This is a genomic window from Enterovibrio sp. FF113, from assembly GCF_041439165.1.
Taxonomy (GTDB): Bacteria; Pseudomonadota; Gammaproteobacteria; order Enterobacterales; family Vibrionaceae; genus Enterovibrio; species Enterovibrio norvegicus_A.
Genome location: NZ_JBGONO010000007.1, coordinates 156,808 through 178,065 on the forward strand (window position 1 = coordinate 156,808; position 21,258 = coordinate 178,065).

Sequence of the window (21,258 nt, forward strand, 5' to 3'; positions counted from 1 at the left end):
AAAGCCATGAAACTGATAAATCTATGCCTTTCTAAATGTGCCTGTCCCCTTTATTTACCGTTCGTCAGTTAACCATTCATCTTTGAGCATTGCCTTTGGGTCTGAAAGCACAAAGCCATGAAACTGATAAATCTATGCCTTTCTAAATGTGCCTGTCCCCTTTATTCGCCGAAAGCGCGAACATCCCCAACAAAATGTACAGTGACTTAAAGATCGACCCAACACCAGGTGACTGAATTCTCTTAAAGCGAGACAACGGGAGTTTGTTTGCATCCGCACCGTAAAGCATCTGCTGTAAAATACTCCTCTCGATCTCCTGACGATCCACCGTTTCTACCTTCGTTTCAGCTTCGGTAATGAAAGTCGCGAGAGAAATATGAAGAACTGGCCGTCGATACGTCTTCAGAAAAGATTGAATAATGCTGCTCTTTCCTGAGCCATAAGGACCCGTCAGGGCTATATTTGAGATTTTAGAATTATTCGTTGCAAATCGTAACGCTTCTGAGTAGGTGCCTGCTTTATCCGCGTCATCTGTCGGAGCTAGATCTACGAACTTCGATTGCATATCGTTGGCGTTTTTTTGTTCCAACCAAGACACTGTTTTATCAAGCCCCTTGATGAGCCAACGTACAAATGAGGTAATTATTTTGTTCATATATGTATAGTTATTAGATTTAAACGAATTGGGGGGACACAATGACGGTACATGTATTTAGCTCTCTGTATTATGAATCTCTGCTAAATCAAAGGACTTAATCCAATCAACATCATAATGCAATCAGTACGATACTGAATCATTAGGGAAATTTGGTCAAATGCTGATGGTTAAAAATGGAATTATTAGAAACTCTAAATTAAAAAGGGGCACAAACGTGTTAGCAGTGACAGTGCTGGTACGTCTCGGTCCATGAGCCTACCAGAACGTATCGACTTGACACGTCTTGGGACATAAACAACGTGTCAGATCGATTCTACCGCATAAAAGTTGGGGCAAACACGCTTAGGGCGCAATGCGGAAAACGCTCTATCTAAGTGTTACCTCCTTAATCGCTCCTTTTTTAATGCACCTCTGAAATTGCGTACAGCAGATGATGCGTTTTTCCATGAGCATCATGCATTGGCAAAGACGAGGTAAGCACACCATCACGTTGTAAAATCTCTGCAAGCTCTTTCCACGTAGGAGAAATGTTGTCCCAGTTCTCGCTCGCACACCACCAATTCGCATTGCTCGTTATTTCAGTCACGGCAAGCAGCAAAACATGGTGCGGCAAATTGTTGTGATCATGAAGATAATTTAGCGTCTGTGCCCGTTTGAAATCAGAGAGCATTTCTTGGGCTTTTTCTATCGAATACAACTTCTTGGCTTCGACAGTCAGCATGAACTGTCCTTCACAAATCACATGTAAATCGATCCGGATGGGCTTGCCATCATGTGAATTTCTCACCACATTGCTGGTTTCTGGATAAACAAACCAGCCATTGTTCAAGCACTGGTGAGCAAACTGCGTGATTAAGTTGGCTTCAGGAATACCATTTTTTTCAGCGTTAATAACAGGGTTAAAGAGCCTCAAGTGCTTTTCGAGGCTCGTTGCGGTATTTACAAGCGCTTCAAGCAATAAACCTTGGTCATTCAAAGCAAAATCTCCAGTTTTATGTTTTCATTGTTATTGAAAAATCAGTCGTGCATCGTAGCCATGCTTTTCATTTGTTGACGCTGGTGCTATCAATCCGTAAGCGCGTCATAATCCGCCACTGCGTTGTGCAAAATGTCTCGGATCTCTTGTTTAAGGTGCAATGGCTCAAGCAGCACCGCACGATTACACATCGACAGTAACCAGCTGCGAAACTCTAAAGTATCGAACACCTCGGCAGTCACCAGATAGTCACCGTGATAAACGCTAAACTGCTGGTTGATGCTGAGTGGTGTTTCTTCCAGCAAGGTTTTGAGTACGCCATCAATCCACAATGTAACCTTAATCGGCTTACTCTCTGCGGCGCTCCCTTTTGATGTAACACGTTGCTCGTCAAGTTGACCAGAGTGGATGTAGTGCTCAAGGTCAAAACCCTCGGGAACTTCCGCGTTAAGTTGCGAGATTTTCGGGTTGGAAATACGCTGGGTTAACAGCTTCACCGTGTTGGTTTTGCCGTCAAAATGGCCAATTAAATAGCTGCGCTCGCCGCGGATCACTACACCATAGGGATGAAAGTCATAGCGTGTTGGCTTAGATTGTTGGATAGATTGATGTTCCAATCGTAAACACTTTTCTTGCAATACCGCCTGATAAATCACCTCAAGGTTTTCCTGACTGGTATGCGGCGATGGTATTAATTGAAACCCTCTCGCCATGGTGATGATCTTCTGATCCCAACGTCGCTGGTTTCGCAGATTCTTTTCAACTAAGTAGGCTTTGGCTTTTTCAATATACCCTGTCAGCGTTTCTTGCATCGCTTTAGGCAGCATGGCGTAAAGGTACTTCTCGACCATCAGAAAGGTAACGGCCGTGGTGAGGTCGAATGTGGCGAATAGACCGGTTTGGTGGGAATCGCAATACCACCCTTTCGGCTTACTACCGTCATCAACCAGATTGAATGGCAGCGCCAAATCCGCCAAATCACGCTGAATAGTTCTCAATGAAGCATGAATATTTTCTGCCGCCAGCTGCGCTTGTAAATCAGGCGCCGTGACGGGTTGGCGGCTCATCTTGGCAAGGATGGCCAGTTTACGTACCGTACTTGGATTGCTCACCGAACTCATTGAAAAACTTTATTAATTGTAATTAGAATCAGCAATATACACGCTATTTTAGACTCAGCAACCCACAAACGTCATGATATGTCGCTTGTGAGATATTCAGGATGTTTTACCACCGCACAATCGTCAAAAATACCTCTATCGAAACAGAGGAGTAGAACATCATGAAAGAGTCTTTAAACCCAAACAGCACTCAAGCTGCACAACATTCCACGTTGAGTCAAACGATTGAAATTTATAAACGTTTGGAAGATGACCTATCTTCTTTCGCACTGCTAAAGCCAGAAGAGATGACGCTGGAAATAATATGTGAGGCGGTAAGCCGACGTGGCACGCTCCTAGAGCAGGTTCTTGAGCCACGAATAACGCGCGAAATGTGCTTGCTAGCCATCAAAAACGATTTTAAAAGCCTGCTCTATGTGCCAGAAAAATTCATCGATCAAGCCTTTGTTGATTTCACGTGTATGCAATTAGACAGAACCGGCTCTTTTTATGAGGAAGACACTTACAAGCAGCTCTACCAGAAATTACCCAAGTGCCTACTGACACAATGGCACTACGAAAAGTTGATTGCCTCTAAAGGAGTGTTTTTGAAGTGGCTTTCAAGTGAGGTCATTGACTATGACCTGTGCTATGAGGCGTTGGTCTCCGATGGCATGTTACTTAAGTATGTACCTAATCACTTCCTCGACAAACCTATGTGTTACCTAGCACTTCATGATGACAGTGATGCACGCGCTTTTGTTCCCGACGCGCTGTGGGACAATCATTGTGAACGCATTCTCGCTAGAGAGGCAAAAGGTTGTCATTGGTTCAGCTATTGAATCGTCGATTTTTAGCACTGCCTAACTTTATTGCCTAGCAGCGAACAAGCTTACGCAGTCTGAAGCACATTTTATGGTTACCTCTTAGAAGTGGGAAAGTGGTTATGCGATTAGAAAAGAAGAAAATTGTGGTATTTACTGGGGCTGGGATCAGCGCAGAAAGCGGCTTAGCGACCTACCGAGATAGCGATGGGTTATGGAATCAACTGCCTGTGGAGAGTCTCGCTACGAAACAGGCATGGCAAAATAACCCTGAGCTAGTTTTAGCGTTTTATAACGAGCGCATTGCGAAGGCTAATGCCGCCAAGCCTAACGCCGCGCATTTGGCGATTGCCGAGCTTGAGCAATGCTTTGATGTTACTGTTATTACCCAAAATGTAGATGACTTGCACGAAAGAGCAGGGAGCACCAAAGTTTTTCACCTACATGGTAGGCTCAATTTTGCCCAAAGCAGTGCGGATGCGTCGCTGGTCTATCCTTGGCATGGAAAACCCATATTGACGGGGCAACAATGCGAATTAAATAGCCAGCTTCGCCCCAACATCGTTTTGTTTGGCGAACAGGTTCCCCATTTAGACGAAGCGCGAAAGCTTATCAAAGAGGCTGATAAAGTGCTTGCGGTGGGTAGTTCATTGACGGTTCAACCCGCAGCACGATTACTGAACAAAGCCCGTTTTCACGCAGATAAGGTCCTTATATCAAAAGAGATAAAGAAAAAGCCGTTTGGTTACCAATTCATTCGTGGCAATGCATCAAACCTTGTACCTGTGGTGTGCTCGAACTGGATGCGCGAAGCGCAGCACCAAAAAATAGAGATATAAAGAAATATTAATATCGGGGAAGTTTCCCCGTATTAACGGATTAGGATTTTCTAAGGAAAAATGCGGCTCATGATTTTATGGGTATCATTCCGCTAAAATCGTTTTGGGGCATAATCGAGCTAGATTCTAACCCTTATCGATCGCCCCACTACGCATTATACCCATAGTGTTAAATAGCTTTAGTTAGCTTTTTCATACTTCGTTGTCCGGCGCAGCGCTTGGAGCAATACTTCACGTCATCCCACACACGTTCCCATTTCTTGCGCCACGTAAACGGGCGCTCACACACAACACAGGTTTTCGAAGGTAACGTTTTTTTCTTCATTCAGTGTCCACCAATATCATCAATCTGGCCTTACGTGTCGTTTAAGTAAGCGATGCGCTTCACGTTGTACTTCGGGCAGCTTTCGCCTGCACAATTGAATACACCTGACGAAGACTCAAATTACCCCACGCTAAGTAGGCAGAAACCCAAAAACATCGATTGCATCCAAAAACAAATAGCGACAATCCGACTTTGTGGGTGCGCATGATTGTGACTATTGGTTCGACATCCAACGTCTTTTCTTTTGATCCGTGATGGAAAGAATCTACGAAGCGAACGAGCAATTAGATTGTTAGCGGCAGAAAATTAAAGACCCTATCGGGTAAGCATCTTAAAGACATCGCAAAGAAATGAAGCACATAGGAAAACGAGAGTGCAAACCATGTATTACTATTTAGACCAGCCACCAATTGCGGCAAGTATTGATAGGCAATGATTGCTCGCTTGGGTGTCGAGCATTAGCATTTCTCCAACTATAGAGAATCGGATATTGACGTGAAAACAAACATGCTAGCTTTTTTGGTCACATCAGCACTTTTATCTTTCACCGCTCGCGGTGAATATTCAGGGACAGCAACTGTTATCGAGGGAAGCGCTGACGTAAAAGTTGAAAACTTATATATATGCGAAAACGGAAGATCTCGTCCATCACCTATCGGTGAAAAACAAAGTGACGGGCAAACGTTCGTCGTGCCAGCAGACGTGCAGTACGAAGAGCAAAAGTTTGCAACCAACCTCTACGATCAGTGTTCAAACGTCAAACCCGGCTCTCTGGCTGATGTTGATGTGTCGGCAGTGCCTGTTGTTGAAGTCGATAGCGATGGCGAGATAGTGACGGGATATATTTTTGCGGACAATTACTTCGAGCTTTACATTAACGGCACCCTGATCGGTGTTGACCCTGTGCCTTTTACGCCATTCAACTCCAACATTGTCAGATTCAAAGTCAACAAGCCATATGACATCGCCATCAAGGTGGTGGATTGGGAAGAAAACTCAGGGCTGGGAAGCGAAAATAACCGTGGGAAGCGTTATCACGCCGGCGATGGTGGCTTAATCGCGAGCTTTACTGATGGAACGAAAACCAATGGTGATTGGTCAGCACAGACATTTTACACGTCACCGATTACCGATCTAAATTGTGTTGAAGAAAACGGCCAACATCGAATCACTGCGACATGCGACACGGACGGTTCTGACAGTTATGTGACAACTTACTCTTTGCATTGGGGTGTACCAAACGGTTGGAAAGCCAATGACCAGTTTGAGGCTTGGCCAAAGGCCACGGAATTCACGGAAGACGACATCGGCGTAAACAACAAAAAAGCCTACATGAACTTCCAAGAGCAATTCACAGGTTCTGGCGCGAAATTCATTTGGTCAAAGAACCTTGTTTTAGACAACCTCGTTCTATTCAGATACTCAGTAAAGTAATCGCGAGTAACGTTTAAACCAAACAGTTAAAACCCAAAAAGCGCCTTGGTCTCCCAAGACGCTTTTTTCGTTTTCATTCACGCTAACCGAATACTAAAACCAGCGCTCTAGCGACGATTTATCTAATTGCTTGAACGCGCGATTCAAGGTTTGCGCCAGTTCTTTGTAACGAGGGCGACTTTTGATGGGTTGTACTGCCCCACCTTCACTCACAATTTTCTCGTGCAGCTCGCGATACCAACCCGCCAATGCCGGCGGAAGTTGCGTGTCCCGACGTCTTCCCAGCCACCACATACCCTGTAGTGGCATACTCAATGCAAACAACGCCATGATCATTGCTTGAGGCAAGCCTGAGTAATTATTAAAGGCCATTTGCATCAATACACTCATCACTGCGACAGCAGGCATCACTTTGGTAGCAAACTGTGTTGCTCGAATCACCCGGTTTTCTGGGAACATCGGTGCCAATTCTTTTCGGATTGGCCATTCCGTCATGTATTTTTGACCATCACGAAAACTGTTCCACATCGATTTATTGCTCATACGGTGCATACCTCCCAGCGATGTCTCTGTATTGTCAGCTAAAATCCTGCTGCAAGCTTTAAAATAAAGTTTATAAACATTAATTCAAATCAATAATGACTTAAAAATTTTTGTTATCTGCCGCAAGTATCGCTATCCTTAGCCGACCTAAATCAATTGTTGCTCGGATTTGATTATCTCGCAACCACAGAAACGCCAAATGGATGACCGGCAGCGCAACAAATCACCAACGATGGTGAGCCTGTAGGTTAGTCTGTCTGGCGTTTTTCGTTGCATATCAGGGACCGATGAGCGATGCATCTATTCCGCGACAAATTTTTTGCTTATTGCTTTTGTGAGAAGAATAGTGACTTTTTTATCTACTATCCTTCTCCGATTAGTTAACAAACTCTATTTTACATCGAATAGGTAGTATTAAATGTCTAAGCTGGTTCTTGTTCTTAACTGCGGCAGCTCATCGCTGAAATTCGCTATCATTGACGCACAAACAGGTGATGAGCACCTGTCTGGTCTGGCGGAGTGTCTACACCTGCCAGAAGCTCGCATTAAGTGGAAATTGGACGGCAAACACGAAGCTCAACTGGGCGAAGGTGCTGCACACAAAGAAGCACTGAGCTTCATCGTTGAAACCATTCTGGCTTCTAAGCCTGAACTGGCAGAAAACTTGGGCGCAATTGGTCACCGTGTTGTTCACGGTGGCGAGCAGTTCACGCAATCTGCACTTATCTGTGACAGCGTTCTGAAAGGCATTCAAGATGCGTCTAGCTTCGCACCGCTTCACAACCCAGCACACCTTGTTGGTATTGAAGCGGCTAAAGCTGCATTCCCAGAGCTGAAAAACGTTGCAGTATTTGACACCGCGTTCCACCAAACTATGCCAGAAGAAGCGTACCTATACGCGCTGCCATACAAGCTGTACAAAGAGAACGGTATCCGTCGTTACGGCATGCACGGTACTTCTCACTTCTTCATCGCGCAAGAAGCAGCAAACCTACTTGGCAAGCCAGTTGAAGAACTCAACATCATCAACTGTCACCTAGGTAACGGCGCATCTGTATGTGCAATCAAAAACGGTAAATCTGTAGACACTTCAATGGGTATGACGCCGCTTGAAGGTCTGGTCATGGGTACGCGTTCTGGTGATCTTGATCCTGCGATCATTTTCCACCTGCACGATGCACTGGGTTACAGCGTTGAGCAAATCAACAACATGCTAACCAAAGAGTCTGGCCTTGCGGGTCTGACTGAAGTGACTTCTGATTGCCGTTTCGTTGAAGACAACTACGGTCAGAAAGAAGAAGCAACCCGTGCGATGGACGTATTCTGTCACCGTCTGGCTAAATACGTAGCAGGTTACACTGCATGTCTTGACGGTCGTCTTGACGCAATCGTATTCACTGGCGGTATCGGCGAGAACTCTGGCCCGATCCGTGAATTGGTTCTGAACCGTCTGGCTCTGCTGGGTGTTGAAGTTGACCAAGCACGCAACCTGAAAGCACGTTTCGGCGGCGAAGGCGTTATCACTACAGATAGCAGCCGTGTTCCTGCGATGGTTATCTCTACCAACGAAGAACTGGTTATCGCTCAAGATACTGCACGTCTGACGGGTATTTAATCAGTATTTGACGTGAACTTGCGACTGGTCAATGCGATCAGTCGTTTCAATTTGGCATAGTAATAGGCCACATTGAACACATTCACAAAGCCTGCCTCACGCGGGCTTTGCTCCTGACGTAGTAAAGAGGAATTAACCGTGTCCCGTACTATTATGCTCATTCCAATCGGCGCTGGCGTTGGCCTAACAAGCATTAGCTTAGGCGTATTGCGTGCGATGGAACACAAGGGCGTTCGCGTTTCGTTTTTCAAGCCAATCGCGCAACCTCGCCATGGCGACAATCAGCCTGACCTGACCACCACAATTATCGAAGCTAACAGCAGCATGAAAGTGGCTGTGCCACTCAGTATGGCAAAAGCTGAAGCGCTGATCCGTACTGACCAAAATGATGTGTTGATGGAAGAAATCATCGCACGTTTCAAAGAAGCCACTGCTGATACAGAAGTCGCGCTGATTGAAGGTCTAGTACCGACACGTAACCACCCGTTCGCTAACCAAGTGAACTACGAGATCGCGAAAACACTGGATGCGGAAATCGTGTTCGTGGCGACGCCGGGTACGGATAACCCATCGCAGCTTCGTGAGCGTATTGAGGTTGCGGTATCTAACTTCGGTGGTTCGAAGAACAAAAACATCTCTGGTTTGATCATCAACAAGCACAATGCGCCTGTTGACGAAGAAGGCCGCACTCGCCCTGACCTGTCTGACATCTTTGACGAGTCAAACGCGGCGAAACCAACCAACGTAGAAGTGATGGAGATTTTCAACTCTAGCCCTATCCGCGTTCTTGGTTGTGTGCCTTGGAGCATCGATCTTATTGCAACACGTGCAAGCGATTTAGCGGCGCACTTGAAAGCTGAGATCGTAAACGCAGGTGACATTAATACGCGTCGTATTAAGAGCATCACGTTCTGCGCACGCTCTATTCCAAACATGATCGAGCACTTCCGTCCGGGTTCACTGCTGGTGACTTCAGCAGACCGTCCTGACGTTATCGTAGCGGCATGTCTGTCTGCGATGAATGGTCTTGAAATCGGCGCCCTGCTGCTAACTGGCGGTTACAACATCCCAGAACAGCTTCAAGGTCTTTGTGCGCGTGCGTTTGAATCTGGCTTGCCAGTATTCACCACCAAAGGTAACACTTGGCAGACATCTCTGAATCTTCAGAGCTTCAGCCTAGAAGTGCCTGCTGACGACAAAGAGCGCGTTGAGTTCGTTAACGAGCACGTAGCAAGCCACATCGACGGCAACTGGATTGAATCGCTTTCTGAAGGTTCTGTTCGTGCGCGTCGTCTAAGCCCACCAGCGTTCCGTTACCAGCTTACTGAGCTTGCTCGTAAAGCCGCTAAACGTATCGTTCTGCCTGAAGGCGACGAGCCACGTACAGTGAAAGCAGCATCAATTTGTGCTGAACGTAAAATCGCTGAGTGTGTGCTTCTGGGTAACCCTGATGAAATCCGTCGCGTAGCCGCTCAACAAGGTGTTGAACTTGGCGCTGGCGTCACCATCATCAACGCTGACGAAGTGCGTGAAAATTACGTCGCGCGTTTGGTTGAGCTACGTGGTTCGAAAGGCATGACGGAAGTTGTGGCTCGCGAGAAGCTAAAAGATTCAGTATTCCTTGGCACCATGATGCTTGAAGCGGGTGAAGTTGACGGTCTGGTTTCTGGTGCGGTTCATACCACAGCAAACACCATCGTTCCTCCGTTCCAAATCATCAAAACAGCCCCTGATGCCTCTATCGTATCTTCAATCTTCTTCATGCTTCTGCCTGATCAAGTGCTTGTATACGGTGACTGTGCGATCAACCCAGATCCAACGGCTGAGCAACTTGCTGAAATCGCTATTCAATCTGCTGATTCTGCAGCGGCATTTGGTATCGACCCTCGCGTTGCAATGATCTCATACTCTACTGGTGAATCTGGTAAAGGTGCAGACGTTGATAAAGTACGTGAAGCAACGAAACTGGCACAAGCGAAACGTCCTGATTTGATCATCGACGGTCCGCTTCAGTACGATGCAGCAATCATGGAAAACGTAGCCGCTTCTAAAGCGCCTAACTCTCCTGTTGCGGGTAAAGCTACCGTGTTCGTCTTCCCTGACTTGAACACCGGTAACACCACGTACAAAGCGGTACAGCGTTCTGCTGATTTGGTTTCTATCGGTCCTATGCTGCAAGGCATGCGTAAGCCGGTAAATGACCTGTCTCGTGGCGCACTGGTAGACGATATCGTTTACACCGTGGCACTGACTGCGATTCAAGCGAAACAAGCTGACGACGCGGAAGCGGCGGCAGAATAAGCCAGGCGCTTATTGATAAAAAAAGCCGATGCTGATGCATCGGCTTTTTTGTCGGTCGCGGTTTGTGATTCCACCCATCGGCTACCCGTCCGTTTAACCCTAACCTATCGCCAATGCCGGCGTTGTTGCTGGCGAATCCCAAAGTTCAATCCACTCTGGTCGCGCATCAACCACGGTAAGAGAAATCCCGTCAGTATCCAATGTTGTTGCAAACGTCCCCACTAGGGTTCGCGCAACGGGCATTCCCTTTTCAGCCAATACTTTTTGGGCTTCTTCTAAAGCAAGATCCAGATCAGAAGCAAGGGCAGCACCCAGGCCATTGACCATCAAGATAGGCTGAGACGATGCGGCTTCCAAAGATTGCAGAATATCGTCGATCATTTTGGGAATGAGAACATTGATGGGCGATCTGGGAATACGTGAAATACCTAACTCACCATGTATACCCACACCATATTCCACTTCATGGCTTTCTAAAGACCCAGCCATTTTTCGAAAAGAGCATGTCGAAAAAGCAACGCCGATTGTTCGCGTGCGAGAAACAATGTCATCACCCAGTTCAGCCAAGGCCTCAAGCGTCAAGCCACGCTCTGCGGCAGCGCCCAGCATTTTTTCTACCACCACCACGCCCGCCAACCCTCGCGCGGAATCCCTATCCGATTGCGTCGCGTCATCGTTGACGAGAACCATCAAAGTATCACTCTCCGAGAGCTCTGCTGCTATTTCAAAGTTCATCCGATCCCCTTGATAATTTTTCACGATCAAAAGGACGCCCTTACCGGTATCAGATTGGTGAATAGCGGATGTAATTTGATCGGGAGAAGGTGACGTAAATATTTCGCCAGGGCACGCTGCATCAAGCATTCCTTCGCCCACAAACCCCGCATGCAGAGGCTCATGACCCGAGCCACCGCCAGAAACCAATGCCACTTTATTTTTCTGATAGTGGGGATGTCGAAAGACAACCAAAGGATCCCACTGAATGACGATGTTATCTTGATGGGTCTGTTCAAATTCCTTTAGGCGGCTTTTTACAGAAATGTCTTTGCTATCCTTTGCCATTTGATTTCGTCTCAATCTTCAAGAGATTCGAACTAAGGTGTTTTAACCGTTTCAATCGTTGCTACTAACTGCTTAGTATAATCTTGAATCGCCTTTTTGATGGCGGTGTTACTTTTCTCACTGCCCATGTCTGGAAATGAAACGGAGCAATGCACCATCTGCACTTTCTTATTCTCTAACGCTGACCGATTGGGGTGAGCCTCGGTATAAGCAGCGAGGAACTGACTCTCCTGCTCATCTGAAAACATGCAGACGTCAAAAATTTTGGGGATATGCTTAAACGGGATCGGCGTGTTGTACTCAGGGTTTGAAATCTGAGAAATAAAACTGCGATTTTTTCCTAACGCCTCCGCCAAGCGCTGCCGAATACCAGAAGGGCGCTGTTCAATAACGGTTCTAAGGATGACTTTGTATTTAGAGACTTTCGACCCTTCACTGCTCATGCATTACCACTCGTGAAACCCAATATGACAAACTCGCTTTGCATTGTGTTATCCATCTAATTGGAGAGAAATCAGCATATCAGATGCAGGATCAATCACCAATTGGATAGCCAGTTATCTATTCTCTCGTTGCTGACAGTCGACACCTTCGAGGCAATCCACGATCACAGACATCGCGGCGATCTTATCTTGTCCTGATGCCCTTATGTAAACGGGATAGTCCGAACGTAGCTTTAACCGCACCAAAGCCGCCTGACGTGTCGCACACACCCAAGGGCCATCAACCGTTTCAGCCAGCTCAACCCTCGCGTCATACCCTTGCATTAAGCGAGCTAAGCGGGCGGCTGGACGCACATGCAGGTCGAAACCACCTGTTAGCCAAACCTTGGCTTTTACATGTTCTTCCATTATCCACCAGCATGATTGAGTTCATTGGCCGCCAATTCGACTTGCTTGAGGCTTCCCCCAGCAACGGCCTTGTAAGATGCCACGATAACGCCTTCGACAAGCGGCGCATCGATAATTCTCACCACTTTGGCTTTTTCTGGCGAAAGCATGTCAATGGCGACTTCACTGTTAAGTTCCGTGCTGCCCATATCAACGAAGATCGCCACACCCGCAGGAGACCACACAGAGGTTATCGCGTCATAAATGGCATCAGCATTGCAACCGAGTTGACCATCAGACGCTCCCCCCGTCCATGCGATAGGCACAGCGTCGGTCACAATTTGTGTTGCCATATCAGCAACGCCTTGCGCCACGAGCCGCGAATGCGAAACGATCACTAAGCTAATCGGATTGTTCAAGGTTCGTCATCTCCATCATTCCATTCATTGCAGCTTTCATCGCTAGCATACAAGAGCAAGCACCGGGATCGATATGCCCCACGCTTCTCTCACCGAGGTATGCCGCTCTCCCTTTTTGCGCAAGCAGATTTTTTGTGTTTTCACAGTGGGTTTCAGCGAGACGCTGAACAATAGGCCACGTATCAACGCCAAGTGCTTTCGTCTCAAAATGCCAATATGCAGCAAAAGGAACCAGCACATCCAACATGGTTTTATCACCCACCGTGGACTTCCCTCTTCGTTCAACCGATTCAACCCCAAGGTAAAATGCCGCATCAATGGATTTACCTTGGTTGAGCGCCTTGCCCCAGGTTAAAAACAAGGTGCCATACAAGGCGCCAGAGGCGCCACCAATGTGCTTTAACACGCATTCGCCTAGTGCCTTTAGAAAGGCGTCATCCATTAAGTGTCGCCACTGCGGTGCGGCTTCCAAAACGGCTTCCGCGCCCCTAGAGATGTTAAACCCATGGTCACCATCTCCAATCTCAACATCTAATCGCGTAAGCAAATCTTGATGAGAGAGCAAATCATGACAGACTCGATTCACTATCTGCTCTCGCCATATCTGTTGACTAATACGTTATCCCTCGCAGTCTCAGACCTGCTTTATCAAATAAAACCGGATTCATAAAATCGAACGACACACGCTCACTTGGTTTCAACGTGGTATTTGAAGGCACCAACATTGTGATTTTCTCTTGATGAAAATCCAGATGCAGATGGCATTGATCCCCCAAATGTTCCACTCGTCGCACGACCGCCGAATATTTTCCTTCCCCGCTCGCCTTTAACAACAAATGCTCGGTTCTCACCCCAACGAACGCCACGTCTTCCTCAGAGAAATGTTCATCGAAACATTGCTTCGGCAACACATTGATTTGAGGTACCCCCAGTCTCGTCGCGACATAGTCACTGTTTGGGTTGCTATAGATTTCCTTTGGTGTGCCGACTTGAACAATCTCGCCGTCTTTCAGCACACCAATACGATCACCCAGCGTCATGGCTTCAATTTGATCGTGTGTGACATAAAGTATAGTGGCACCAAGCTCTTGCTGAATCCGCTTCAGTTCAACCCTGAGATCCGCACGCAGTTTTGCATCCAACGATGATAAGGGTTCGTCCATCAAATACAGCGCGGGGCGGCGAACTAACGCACGTCCAATAGCGACTCGTTGCATTTCACCACCCGACAGTTTCGTTGCTTTGTTTTGCAGCTTATGGCTAATCCGCAGCACTTCAGCCACTTTCCCGATACGTTTTTTGATGTCGGCTTCAGGCATATTTCGGATTTTCGAACGCAGCGGAAAGGCCAAGTTGTCATAAACACTCATATGAGGATAAAGCGAATATTGCTGAAAAACGAAAGCAACATCTCTCTCAGAGGGAGCCACGGAATGCATGTTTCGATTCGCTAACGTGATATCGCCCTCGTCACACGTTTCTAGCCCAGCCGCCAAACGCAACAAGGTCGTTTTACCTGCGCCAGTTGGCCCAAGCAACACCATAAACTCCCCTTCTTTAACGTCTAAATTGATTTGCTTCACCGCTTCAATATCACCAAAGCGTTTAAAGACATGATTAAATTTAAGCTTGGGCATGGTATGCCTCCTCATAACGCGTGTTCATTATCACTTGATCTGTTTCGCGATCGAATACCGAGGTATGTTCAGGGTTTAACTGAAGATAAACTTGCTGGCCTCGCTCAACATCGATGTGGCTATCAACACGCGCTTTTAATTTTCCAATCATTGAGTTAATTGTCAGTACTTGTGTTGTTCCCAAGTATTCAACGGCATCAATCATTCCTTTCAAGTGGGAGAACTCAACCAATGATACATGCTCAGGGCGGACGCCCAATGCCAGTTTCTTGGTTTGAACCCCCTCAACAATGCGCGCAACGGCAATCTTGATACTGTTGATGCAGACAGAGTCTGCTCCCTGCGCAACGCTCCCTTCAAACTCAATGATGTTCATTGAGGGTTCCCCGAGAAATTTGGCGACAAATATGGTGTTGGGAAAATCGTAAATAAACTGTGGCGCTCCCACTTGTTCTATCACGCTATGGTTCATCACCATGATTTTATCGGCCATCGACATCGCTTCTAATTGGTCATGCGTAACATAAACCGTCGTTGCCCCCATTCGATTGTGCAGCTCTTTGAGCTCAGAACACATCAGGTGGCGAAACTCACTGTCCAACGCACCTAAAGGCTCATCCATCAAAAAAGCCTGTGGTTTTCGGATGATTGCCCTACCCAGCGAAACGCGCTGTTTATCACCGCTAGATAACCCACCGACAGGGCTGTCTAGGAGATGCTCAATACGTAAAATGTCGGCCACTTCCGCGACCCGTTCTTTTATTTCCGCTCTCGCGACACCCTGACACTTCAGCGGGAAGCTGATGTTTTGACGAACATTCATGTGCGGATAGAGTGCGAACATCTGAAAGACAAACGCAATATCTCTCTGGCTTGCGCGCAGAAATGAAACGTCATCTCCTTCGATTTTTATTTGGCCTGAGGTAGGTAACTCCAGCCCTGCAATCATCCTTAATGTGGTTGTTTTCCCGCACCCAGAAGGACCGAGTAAGACAAAAAACTCACCATCATTAATCGTAAATGTCGAATTTTTTACCGCGACAAAGCGATCAAATCGTTTGTGCAAATTAGCCACTGTAATATCAGCCATAAACTTCTCTCCTATTCTGGAAAATGGCTGACAATCAGAAAGCTGACTGTGCCGAACAAAATGACGCTGAACGAATATGTAAATGCGGTCATGACAAAAGGTTGCATCAGCATAAAGATGCCAAGCCCTATCAATACGCATGAGACATTTTCCAAGAAACCTCTACGCAGGTAGCGGCTGGTTAATAATCTATTTTTCATTACTTCCTCACTGCTCCAAACGTAATTCCTCGTAGCAGGTGCTTTCTGAGAACCACGGTAAACACAACAATTGGGATGAGGAACAAAGACGTGCCTGCTGCAACAGCCGGCCAATCAAGCCCTCCTTCACCGATAATGATGGGGATGAATGGCGGTGCGGTTTGGGCATTACCACTGGTCAACAGCAATGCAAACGCATATTCATTCCACGCAAACACCAAACAGAAAATGGCGGTAGACGCGATGCCCGTTGCCGCTTGTGGTAACACCACTTTGATAAAGGCTTGAAATCGGCTGTATCCATCAATCATTGCGGCTTCTTCATACTCTCGCGGGATCTCATCAATAAAGCCTTTGAGCAACCACACCGATAAGCTGACATTGACCGCGGTATACAAAATAATCATCCCAAGATGGGTATCTGATAGCCCTAACTGCCGATACATCAAATAGATGGGGATGGCGACCGCAATGGGTGGCATCATTCGCGTCGACAGAATAAAGAACAGCAGATCATCTTTTAGCGGCACCTTAAATCGTGAAAAACCATACGCTGCTAACGTTCCTAGGAATACGGCTAGAAATGTCGAACCGAAGCCGATGATCATCGAGTTGGTATACCGCCCTAAAAAGCGAGAAGGCCCCGTAATGACCATGTTTTGGTCACGAACGATTTCGTCATACCACGTCGAGGGTGGCGGCAACGATGCCATGTGCTCTTCGGTTTGACGCGAACGACTGGTGAACAAGTTAACGTACCCCTCTAAGCTGGCTTCGAATGTCACTTTAGGAGGGTAAGCAATGGCGTCAGACGGCGACTTAAAGCTCGTCATCAATATCCATATCAGCGGAGCAATGGAAATCACGCCGTAGAAAATGACTACCGCAGCTGCCATTTTTTTTGAGCGTCCGCTTGGCTCAATTACAGAAAATGCAGAATCACTCATCGACTTTTCACCTTATTCATCGCTTTAACATAGATATTTGCGGCACCAAATACGGTGACAAACAAAATAACGGCGAATGCAGAGCTATAGCCCGTCTTCCATTTTTCAAACGCTTCCCGCTTGAGATTAATTGACGCCAACTCTGTTATTGACCCAGGGCCTCCCGAGGTTAGCTGCACAACCATGTCAAACATTTTGAAGTTCTCTATTGCTCGGAATAAAATGGCTAACATCAAAAATGGCATCACCATCGGCAGAGTAATCGAGAAAAACTGACGTATATTTGAAGCACGGTCTACCTCGGCTGCTTCATAGATACTGCCCGGTATCGACCTCAACCCAGCGAGACAAATCAGCATCACATAGGGTGTCCACATCCATGTATCCACTAAGATGATCGACCACGGCGCAAGTGTGGTATCGCCAATCATGTCGACGGGACCAACATCCACAAAGAAGTTAACGACGTAAGAAAAGACACCAGATTGTGGCTGATAGAGATAGGTCCAAAATGTCCCTACCACGGCGGGTGCCATCATCATTGGGATCAAAATCAAGGTCGTCCAAAAACTGTGACCTTTAAAGTTTTTATTAATGAGTAGCGCAAGACCAAAACCAATAGTGAATTGGAGAATCATCGTCCAGCTGACAAAGTGCATCGTCGCTTGGAGATACCCCCAAATATCCTCATCATTTAAGATTTTTATGTAGTTCTTTAACCCCACCCATTCCACATCACGATCAAGTCTGTTCGCGCGGTAATTGGTAAAGCTCAGATAGATCGTCCAAATGAGAGGGAAAATGTTAATGGCTAACAGGAGTAGAATGGTGGGAGAAATAAACCACCAGGCCATTGCACGGTCAGACATCGACCACGTCTTCCGTGACGAGCCCTCCAATGCGTTGACAATATTGTCAGCACTCTGTATTGACTTCATTTTATTTACTTCCATGGTGCAACCGTTTTTGCGAGTCACTGAAGTTAAGCAGAGAGAGCGAGGCTCTCCCTGCCTCGGAGAATTACAGCTGTCCGCCGTCTTCTAAGATTTCCTGCCAGTCATCTTTCAGTTTTTCAAGAGCTTGCTCTGGTGTGCCCTTGCCTGCGACGACATAGTCATGAAGTCGTTTTTGCATTGCCTGAAGAAGTTCTGCGTAGTTCGGCTCCTGCCAAAAATCTTTCACGTTTGACATCGCTTCTACAAAGTCGGCAGCAAAAGGTGCAGTACTCGCAAAATCGGGATGCTCAACCACCGCTCGGTGTGCAGAGTAACCACCCAGTGTCCACCAGTCTGATTGCACCTGAGGTTGGGCGAACCATTTGATGTATTGCAACGCTAAGTCTTTCTTATCCGAATAAGAAACCACAGAGATGCCTTGCCCACCCAGTGTTGAACCTTCGGTAGTTTGTTTTGGGTTTAAGAAAAAGCCCGAGTTTTCACCCCCAACGTTGGGGTCTTTGACAATGCCAGGGAAGAAAGCGAACCAGTTCATTTGCATGGCAACCTGACCTGATTTATACGCATCAAGGTTTGCCACCATATAGGCATTCGAGTGGCCTGGCGGGGTGCAGCAATCATACAGTTCCTTGTATGCTTTCAGACCTTCTGCCGCTTCGGGACTATTTACAAAGCCTTCTAAATCATAAGGTTTGTTAGGGTTTTGATATTGAAAGCCATGTGCATAGAGCGCTGATGTCGCCCCCATGGTAATACCTTCTGAGCCACGTTCGGTGTAGATAGCCGCACCGTAGACTTTTTGGCCATCAATCTCTCGACCTTGAAAAAAGCTCGATACTTCTTTTAACTCTGTCCACGTTTTAGGCGGCGTGAGTTCTCGGCCAAATTCCATTTCAAATTGGCTCTGAATATCTTTTCTTGAAAACCAATCTTTACGATAAACCCAACCCAACGCATCACCCATTGCAGGGAGCGCCCAGTAATTGTCAGACCCTTTGGGCCAGGCAGAATATGCATCAACCGTTGCGGGGATAAAGTCACTCATGCTGATCCCTTCTTTTTCAAAGAAATCATTTAGCTTGATGTAGTGACCATTTTCAGCAGAACCCCCAATCCATTGGCTATCACCAATAAGCAGGTCGCAAAGCTTGCCGCGAGAGTTCAATTCATTTTGGAAACGGGAAGAAAAACTCGTCCAAGGTACAAATTCGAAATTCATTTCGATACCTGTCTCAGACGTAAAGTCTTTTGAGAGTTCAACGAGTGCATTGGCGGGATCCCAAGCAGCCCAGCAGAGTGTTAAAGATTGCTCCGCACTCTGCGCGGCAGTACTACTTACTCCGAGTCCGATTGCTGTTACCGCAATGACGGCATTTAACTTGTGCCTCAATTTCATTAGATCAGCTCCTTTTGTTTCTTCCTTGAACCTTTTTGGTTCATTACAAATCCTGTCTGAGACCATCTTCATCCAACGATTCTCTGGTGCGTGACCGCAGATCAGGTTCCATCTCGACGAAGATTGTGTTCAATAACCAAAGTTCACTAAACACACAAAAACACTGAGCCAACGCTTAACAAAATGCAAGCTATATTTAACTTAATAATAACAATTGATTTTCATCCATTTTTAAATAAATAAAAAACAATAACTTAAAGACATTTAGTGTTTAACAGTAAAATTACACCGTTGAGTTTCATCGTAAAAGTGTTATGTTTACCTCACGAGATCAATCATAAATCACTAAACTTTTTGTTCAGCTTTAGAGTCTAATGTTTAGTAAATCAGGGAGTAAGATGAATGAGTCGTTTCTATGCACATGACAACCAACACGTGCCTTTAGCTATCCAAGGCTATCTCGCAAGCAATGCCCATCGCCCACTCGCGATGCTGGAAGGAGAGCAGAGCATTAAGGTGGTTATCAGAACTGATTGGGACAAAAGCAAGGTTGCGATTTTGTCAGGTGGCGGTGCGGGTCATGAGCCAGCACATGTTGGGTTTGTTGGACAAGGAATGTTAACGGCTGCCATTGCAGGCGACGTATTTTCCTCTCCAAGCGTTGAAGCGATCCTACAAGCGATTGTCGCGACAACAGGGAAAAGCGGCTGTTTTCTGATCGTGAAAAGTTATACCGGCGATCGCCTCAACTTCGGCCTAGCCGCGGAAAAGGCACGCGCCATGGGCTATCAGGTCGACATGATCATTGTGGGAGACGACATTGCACTGCCCGATGTGGCAAATCCACGCGGCATTGCTGGAACATTGTTTGTCCATAAATTGGCGGGGCATCTTTCAGAGCAAGGGAAAAGCCTCGAAGAGGTAGCGACGATCACGAAAGCAGCAGCCCAAGGCATTCACTCCATCGGGTTGGCGCTCTCATCGTGTGCATTACCTTATGATGAAACGGGAGAACTTAAGTATGCGCCGGAAATTGGGATGGGGATCCATGGTGAGCCAGGGTTCGAAAAAGTCGACATCGCCAATGCCAAACAAGCCGTCACAATGATGCTAAATAAACTGGCGCCGTATACCGGAGATCCCGATAAGCGTTTTGCTCTTTTAATCAACAATCTAGGATCAGCGACAGAGCTTGAGCTTCAAATTATTACTCAGCAAGTTCTTGCCTCTCCCTTGCAGAAGCAACTCGATATTGTGTTTGAACCCGGTGCATACATGACATCGCTGAATATGTATGGCATTTCTCTGTCTTTGATTGCACTAGACGACACCGTTCGTGAAGCCCTCCTATCCGATGTCGCGCCAACCGCGTGGCCAGCACCAGGTGTTTGTGGCGACGTTGCGCGGGTTCCAATGCATAACTTGACGACCCATACCTCGTATCTGTCAGAGGAGAATTCGACCGTTGAGCAACTCATTGTGCACGTGTGTCAGGAACTCGTAGCACAAGAGTCCTATCTCAATAACCTTGATGAAAAGGTCGGTGATGGGGACACGGGAACAACGTTTTCTAGTGCTGCGAAGGCTATTCTCGCCAAATTGGACAATGAAGGACTCCCTCTGAACACGCCAGAAAAACTCTTTCAATGTATAGGCCAAGAGCTCTCAACGGTGATGGGAGGATCAAGCGGTGTTCTTCTTTCCATTTTCTTTACCGCTGCGGCTTCAGCCAATAGTTCAGGTCACTCGCTCAGCAGCTCTCTTTTAAAAGGCATCGCCAAAGTGCAGCAATATGGAGGCGCTAAACTCAATGACCGCACCATGCTTGATGCCGCAATACCCGCATTAGAGGTGTATAGCGAAACCGGGAATCTCGAACAGGCCGCTCATGCCGCGCTTTTGGGTGCAGAAGCGACTGCACACATGACAAAAGCACGCGCGGGTCGTTCTTCTTATTTAAGGGAGGACAGTCTGAAGGGCAATGTAGACCCGGGCGCGATGGCTATTGCCAAGGTCTTTCACGTTATTTGGCGTTGTACTCAAGATCAAAAATAATCACTCAAATCACGATAAAGGAGCTTTGCCTCGCTCCTTTACTCTTTCGTT

At 46.8% G+C, this 21,258-nt stretch carries 22 protein-coding genes; 6 read left to right on the plus strand and 16 right to left on the minus strand.

Features of this window, described 5'->3' with window-relative positions:
* Positions 1-142: 142 nt before the first annotated feature.
* The 3 genes from ACED36_RS07630 to ACED36_RS07640 form a co-directional block, all read right to left on the minus strand.
* Positions 143-655 (minus strand): hypothetical protein, encoded by a 513-nt coding sequence (locus ACED36_RS07630; protein ID WP_371733036.1) that lies wholly within the window; start codon positions 653-655, stop codon positions 143-145.
* Positions 656-1,058: 403 nt separating this feature from the next.
* Positions 1,059-1,634 (minus strand): hypothetical protein, encoded by a 576-nt coding sequence (locus tag ACED36_RS07635; protein ID WP_371733037.1) that lies wholly within the window; start codon positions 1,632-1,634, stop codon positions 1,059-1,061.
* Positions 1,635-1,723: 89 nt separating this feature from the next.
* Positions 1,724-2,746, minus strand: coding sequence for a helix-turn-helix transcriptional regulator (locus ACED36_RS07640; RefSeq protein WP_371733038.1), 1,023 nt, complete (start codon positions 2,744-2,746; stop codon positions 1,724-1,726).
* 170 nt (positions 2,747-2,916) lie between these two features.
* Between ACED36_RS07640 and ACED36_RS07645 the strand changes: the two genes are divergently transcribed.
* Both ACED36_RS07645 and ACED36_RS07650 read left to right on the plus strand, forming a co-directional pair.
* Positions 2,917-3,576, plus strand: coding sequence for a hypothetical protein (locus ACED36_RS07645; protein WP_371733039.1), 660 nt, complete (start codon positions 2,917-2,919; stop codon positions 3,574-3,576).
* A 104-nt stretch (positions 3,577-3,680) separates the two neighbouring features.
* Positions 3,681-4,397, plus strand: coding sequence for an NAD-dependent deacetylase (locus ACED36_RS07650; protein ID WP_371733040.1), 717 nt, complete (start codon positions 3,681-3,683; stop codon positions 4,395-4,397).
* 169 nt (positions 4,398-4,566) lie between these two features.
* On the opposite strand, the gene ACED36_RS07655 is transcribed toward ACED36_RS07650, so the two are convergent.
* Entirely contained in the window at positions 4,567-4,722 is a 156-nt protein-coding gene (locus tag ACED36_RS07655) for a DUF2256 domain-containing protein (protein WP_371733041.1), read from the minus strand.
* A gap of 507 nt (positions 4,723-5,229) precedes the next feature.
* Between ACED36_RS07655 and ACED36_RS07660 the strand changes: the two genes are divergently transcribed.
* Complete coding sequence (locus ACED36_RS07660) at positions 5,230-6,156, plus strand: hypothetical protein (protein ID WP_241824008.1); 927 nt, start codon at positions 5,230-5,232, stop codon at positions 6,154-6,156.
* Between the two features lie 93 nt (positions 6,157-6,249).
* On the opposite strand, the gene yfbV is transcribed toward ACED36_RS07660, so the two are convergent.
* Positions 6,250-6,699 carry a terminus macrodomain insulation protein YfbV gene (yfbV, locus tag ACED36_RS07665; RefSeq protein ID WP_017004724.1) on the minus strand — a complete coding sequence of 150 codons (450 nt, stop codon included), beginning with the start codon at positions 6,697-6,699 and terminating at the stop codon, positions 6,250-6,252.
* A gap of 418 nt (positions 6,700-7,117) precedes the next feature.
* On the opposite strand from yfbV, the gene ACED36_RS07670 reads away from it, so the two are divergent.
* A complete protein-coding gene (locus ACED36_RS07670; RefSeq protein WP_017005509.1) occupies positions 7,118-8,314 on the plus strand; it encodes an acetate kinase in 1,197 nt (398 codons plus the stop codon).
* A gap of 153 nt (positions 8,315-8,467) precedes the next feature.
* Positions 8,468-10,615: a phosphate acetyltransferase gene (pta, locus tag ACED36_RS07675; protein ID WP_016959362.1), complete on the plus strand. Its 2,148-nt coding sequence runs from the start codon at positions 8,468-8,470 to the stop codon at positions 10,613-10,615.
* Between the two features lie 99 nt (positions 10,616-10,714).
* Here the strand turns inward: pta and ACED36_RS07680 are convergent, their stop codons facing one another.
* From ACED36_RS07680 to ACED36_RS07730, 11 genes are all read right to left on the minus strand, one after another.
* The gene (locus ACED36_RS07680; protein ID WP_016959361.1) at positions 10,715-11,677 is read right to left on the minus strand and encodes a dihydroxyacetone kinase subunit DhaK; all 963 of its coding nucleotides are present in this window, start codon (positions 11,675-11,677) and stop codon (positions 10,715-10,717) included.
* A 32-nt stretch (positions 11,678-11,709) separates the two neighbouring features.
* Positions 11,710-12,120 (minus strand): hypothetical protein, encoded by a 411-nt coding sequence (locus ACED36_RS07685; protein ID WP_016959360.1) that lies wholly within the window; start codon positions 12,118-12,120, stop codon positions 11,710-11,712.
* Between the two features lie 114 nt (positions 12,121-12,234).
* Complete coding sequence (locus tag ACED36_RS07690; protein WP_016959359.1) at positions 12,235-12,528, minus strand: HPr family phosphocarrier protein; 294 nt, start codon at positions 12,526-12,528, stop codon at positions 12,235-12,237.
* Entirely contained in the window at positions 12,528-12,905 is a 378-nt protein-coding gene (dhaM, locus tag ACED36_RS07695; RefSeq protein ID WP_277814487.1) for a dihydroxyacetone kinase phosphoryl donor subunit DhaM, read from the minus strand. Before dhaM ends, ACED36_RS07690 begins: the two co-directional genes overlap by 1 nt.
* A gap of 4 nt (positions 12,906-12,909) precedes the next feature.
* Positions 12,910-13,512 carry a dihydroxyacetone kinase subunit DhaL gene (gene dhaL, locus ACED36_RS07700; RefSeq protein ID WP_016959357.1) on the minus strand — a complete coding sequence of 201 codons (603 nt, stop codon included), beginning with the start codon at positions 13,510-13,512 and terminating at the stop codon, positions 12,910-12,912.
* A gap of 25 nt (positions 13,513-13,537) precedes the next feature.
* Positions 13,538-14,563 carry an ABC transporter ATP-binding protein gene (locus ACED36_RS07705; protein ID WP_371733042.1) on the minus strand — a complete coding sequence of 342 codons (1,026 nt, stop codon included), beginning with the start codon at positions 14,561-14,563 and terminating at the stop codon, positions 13,538-13,540.
* The gene (locus ACED36_RS07710; protein WP_016959355.1) at positions 14,550-15,653 is read right to left on the minus strand and encodes an ABC transporter ATP-binding protein; all 1,104 of its coding nucleotides are present in this window, start codon (positions 15,651-15,653) and stop codon (positions 14,550-14,552) included. The genes ACED36_RS07705 and ACED36_RS07710 overlap by 14 nt, the downstream gene beginning before the upstream one ends.
* Positions 15,654-15,664: 11 nt before the next feature.
* The gene (locus ACED36_RS07715) at positions 15,665-15,853 is read right to left on the minus strand and encodes a hypothetical protein (RefSeq protein ID WP_016959354.1); all 189 of its coding nucleotides are present in this window, start codon (positions 15,851-15,853) and stop codon (positions 15,665-15,667) included.
* A complete protein-coding gene (locus tag ACED36_RS07720; RefSeq protein ID WP_016959353.1) occupies positions 15,853-16,800 on the minus strand; it encodes a carbohydrate ABC transporter permease in 948 nt (315 codons plus the stop codon). Before ACED36_RS07720 ends, ACED36_RS07715 begins: the two co-directional genes overlap by 1 nt.
* Entirely contained in the window at positions 16,797-17,738 is a 942-nt protein-coding gene (locus ACED36_RS07725) for a carbohydrate ABC transporter permease (protein ID WP_016959352.1), read from the minus strand. Before ACED36_RS07725 ends, ACED36_RS07720 begins: the two co-directional genes overlap by 4 nt.
* Before the next feature lie 82 nt (positions 17,739-17,820).
* Positions 17,821-19,152, minus strand: coding sequence for an ABC transporter substrate-binding protein (locus ACED36_RS07730; RefSeq protein ID WP_016959351.1), 1,332 nt, complete (start codon positions 19,150-19,152; stop codon positions 17,821-17,823).
* A 402-nt stretch (positions 19,153-19,554) separates the two neighbouring features.
* Between ACED36_RS07730 and ACED36_RS07735 the strand changes: the two genes are divergently transcribed.
* Complete coding sequence (locus tag ACED36_RS07735) at positions 19,555-21,207, plus strand: dihydroxyacetone kinase subunit DhaK (RefSeq protein WP_016959350.1); 1,653 nt, start codon at positions 19,555-19,557, stop codon at positions 21,205-21,207.
* Positions 21,208-21,258 lie beyond the last annotated feature (51 nt).

Coding starts and splice junctions, on each gene's coding strand:
- ACED36_RS07690 (WP_016959359.1), bottom strand. CDS start 12,528: ATGGAAGAACATGTAAAAGCCAAGGTTTGGCTAACAGGTGGTTTCGAC.
- ACED36_RS07710 (WP_016959355.1), bottom strand. CDS start 15,653: ATGGCTGATATTACAGTGGCTAATTTGCACAAACGATTTGATCGCTTT.
- ACED36_RS07725 (WP_016959352.1), bottom strand. CDS start 17,738: ATGAAGTCAATACAGAGTGCTGACAATATTGTCAACGCATTGGAGGGC.
- ACED36_RS07670 (WP_017005509.1), top strand. CDS start 7,118: ATGTCTAAGCTGGTTCTTGTTCTTAACTGCGGCAGCTCATCGCTGAAA.
- ACED36_RS07645 (WP_371733039.1), top strand. CDS start 2,917: ATGAAAGAGTCTTTAAACCCAAACAGCACTCAAGCTGCACAACATTCC.
- ACED36_RS07660 (WP_241824008.1), top strand. CDS start 5,230: ATGCTAGCTTTTTTGGTCACATCAGCACTTTTATCTTTCACCGCTCGC.
- ACED36_RS07705 (WP_371733042.1), bottom strand. CDS start 14,563: ATGCCCAAGCTTAAATTTAATCATGTCTTTAAACGCTTTGGTGATATT.
- ACED36_RS07715 (WP_016959354.1), bottom strand. CDS start 15,853: ATGAAAAATAGATTATTAACCAGCCGCTACCTGCGTAGAGGTTTCTTG.
- ACED36_RS07720 (WP_016959353.1), bottom strand. CDS start 16,800: ATGAGTGATTCTGCATTTTCTGTAATTGAGCCAAGCGGACGCTCAAAA.
- ACED36_RS07685 (WP_016959360.1), bottom strand. CDS start 12,120: ATGAGCAGTGAAGGGTCGAAAGTCTCTAAATACAAAGTCATCCTTAGA.
- pta (WP_016959362.1), top strand. CDS start 8,468: ATGCTCATTCCAATCGGCGCTGGCGTTGGCCTAACAAGCATTAGCTTA.
- ACED36_RS07630 (WP_371733036.1), bottom strand. CDS start 655: ATGAACAAAATAATTACCTCATTTGTACGTTGGCTCATCAAGGGGCTT.
- ACED36_RS07735 (WP_016959350.1), top strand. CDS start 19,555: ATGAGTCGTTTCTATGCACATGACAACCAACACGTGCCTTTAGCTATC.
- yfbV (WP_017004724.1), bottom strand. CDS start 6,699: ATGAGCAATAAATCGATGTGGAACAGTTTTCGTGATGGTCAAAAATAC.
- ACED36_RS07680 (WP_016959361.1), bottom strand. CDS start 11,677: ATGGCAAAGGATAGCAAAGACATTTCTGTAAAAAGCCGCCTAAAGGAA.
- ACED36_RS07730 (WP_016959351.1), bottom strand. CDS start 19,152: ATGAAATTGAGGCACAAGTTAAATGCCGTCATTGCGGTAACAGCAATC.
- ACED36_RS07655 (WP_371733041.1), bottom strand. CDS start 4,722: ATGAAGAAAAAAACGTTACCTTCGAAAACCTGTGTTGTGTGTGAGCGC.
- ACED36_RS07650 (WP_371733040.1), top strand. CDS start 3,681: ATGCGATTAGAAAAGAAGAAAATTGTGGTATTTACTGGGGCTGGGATC.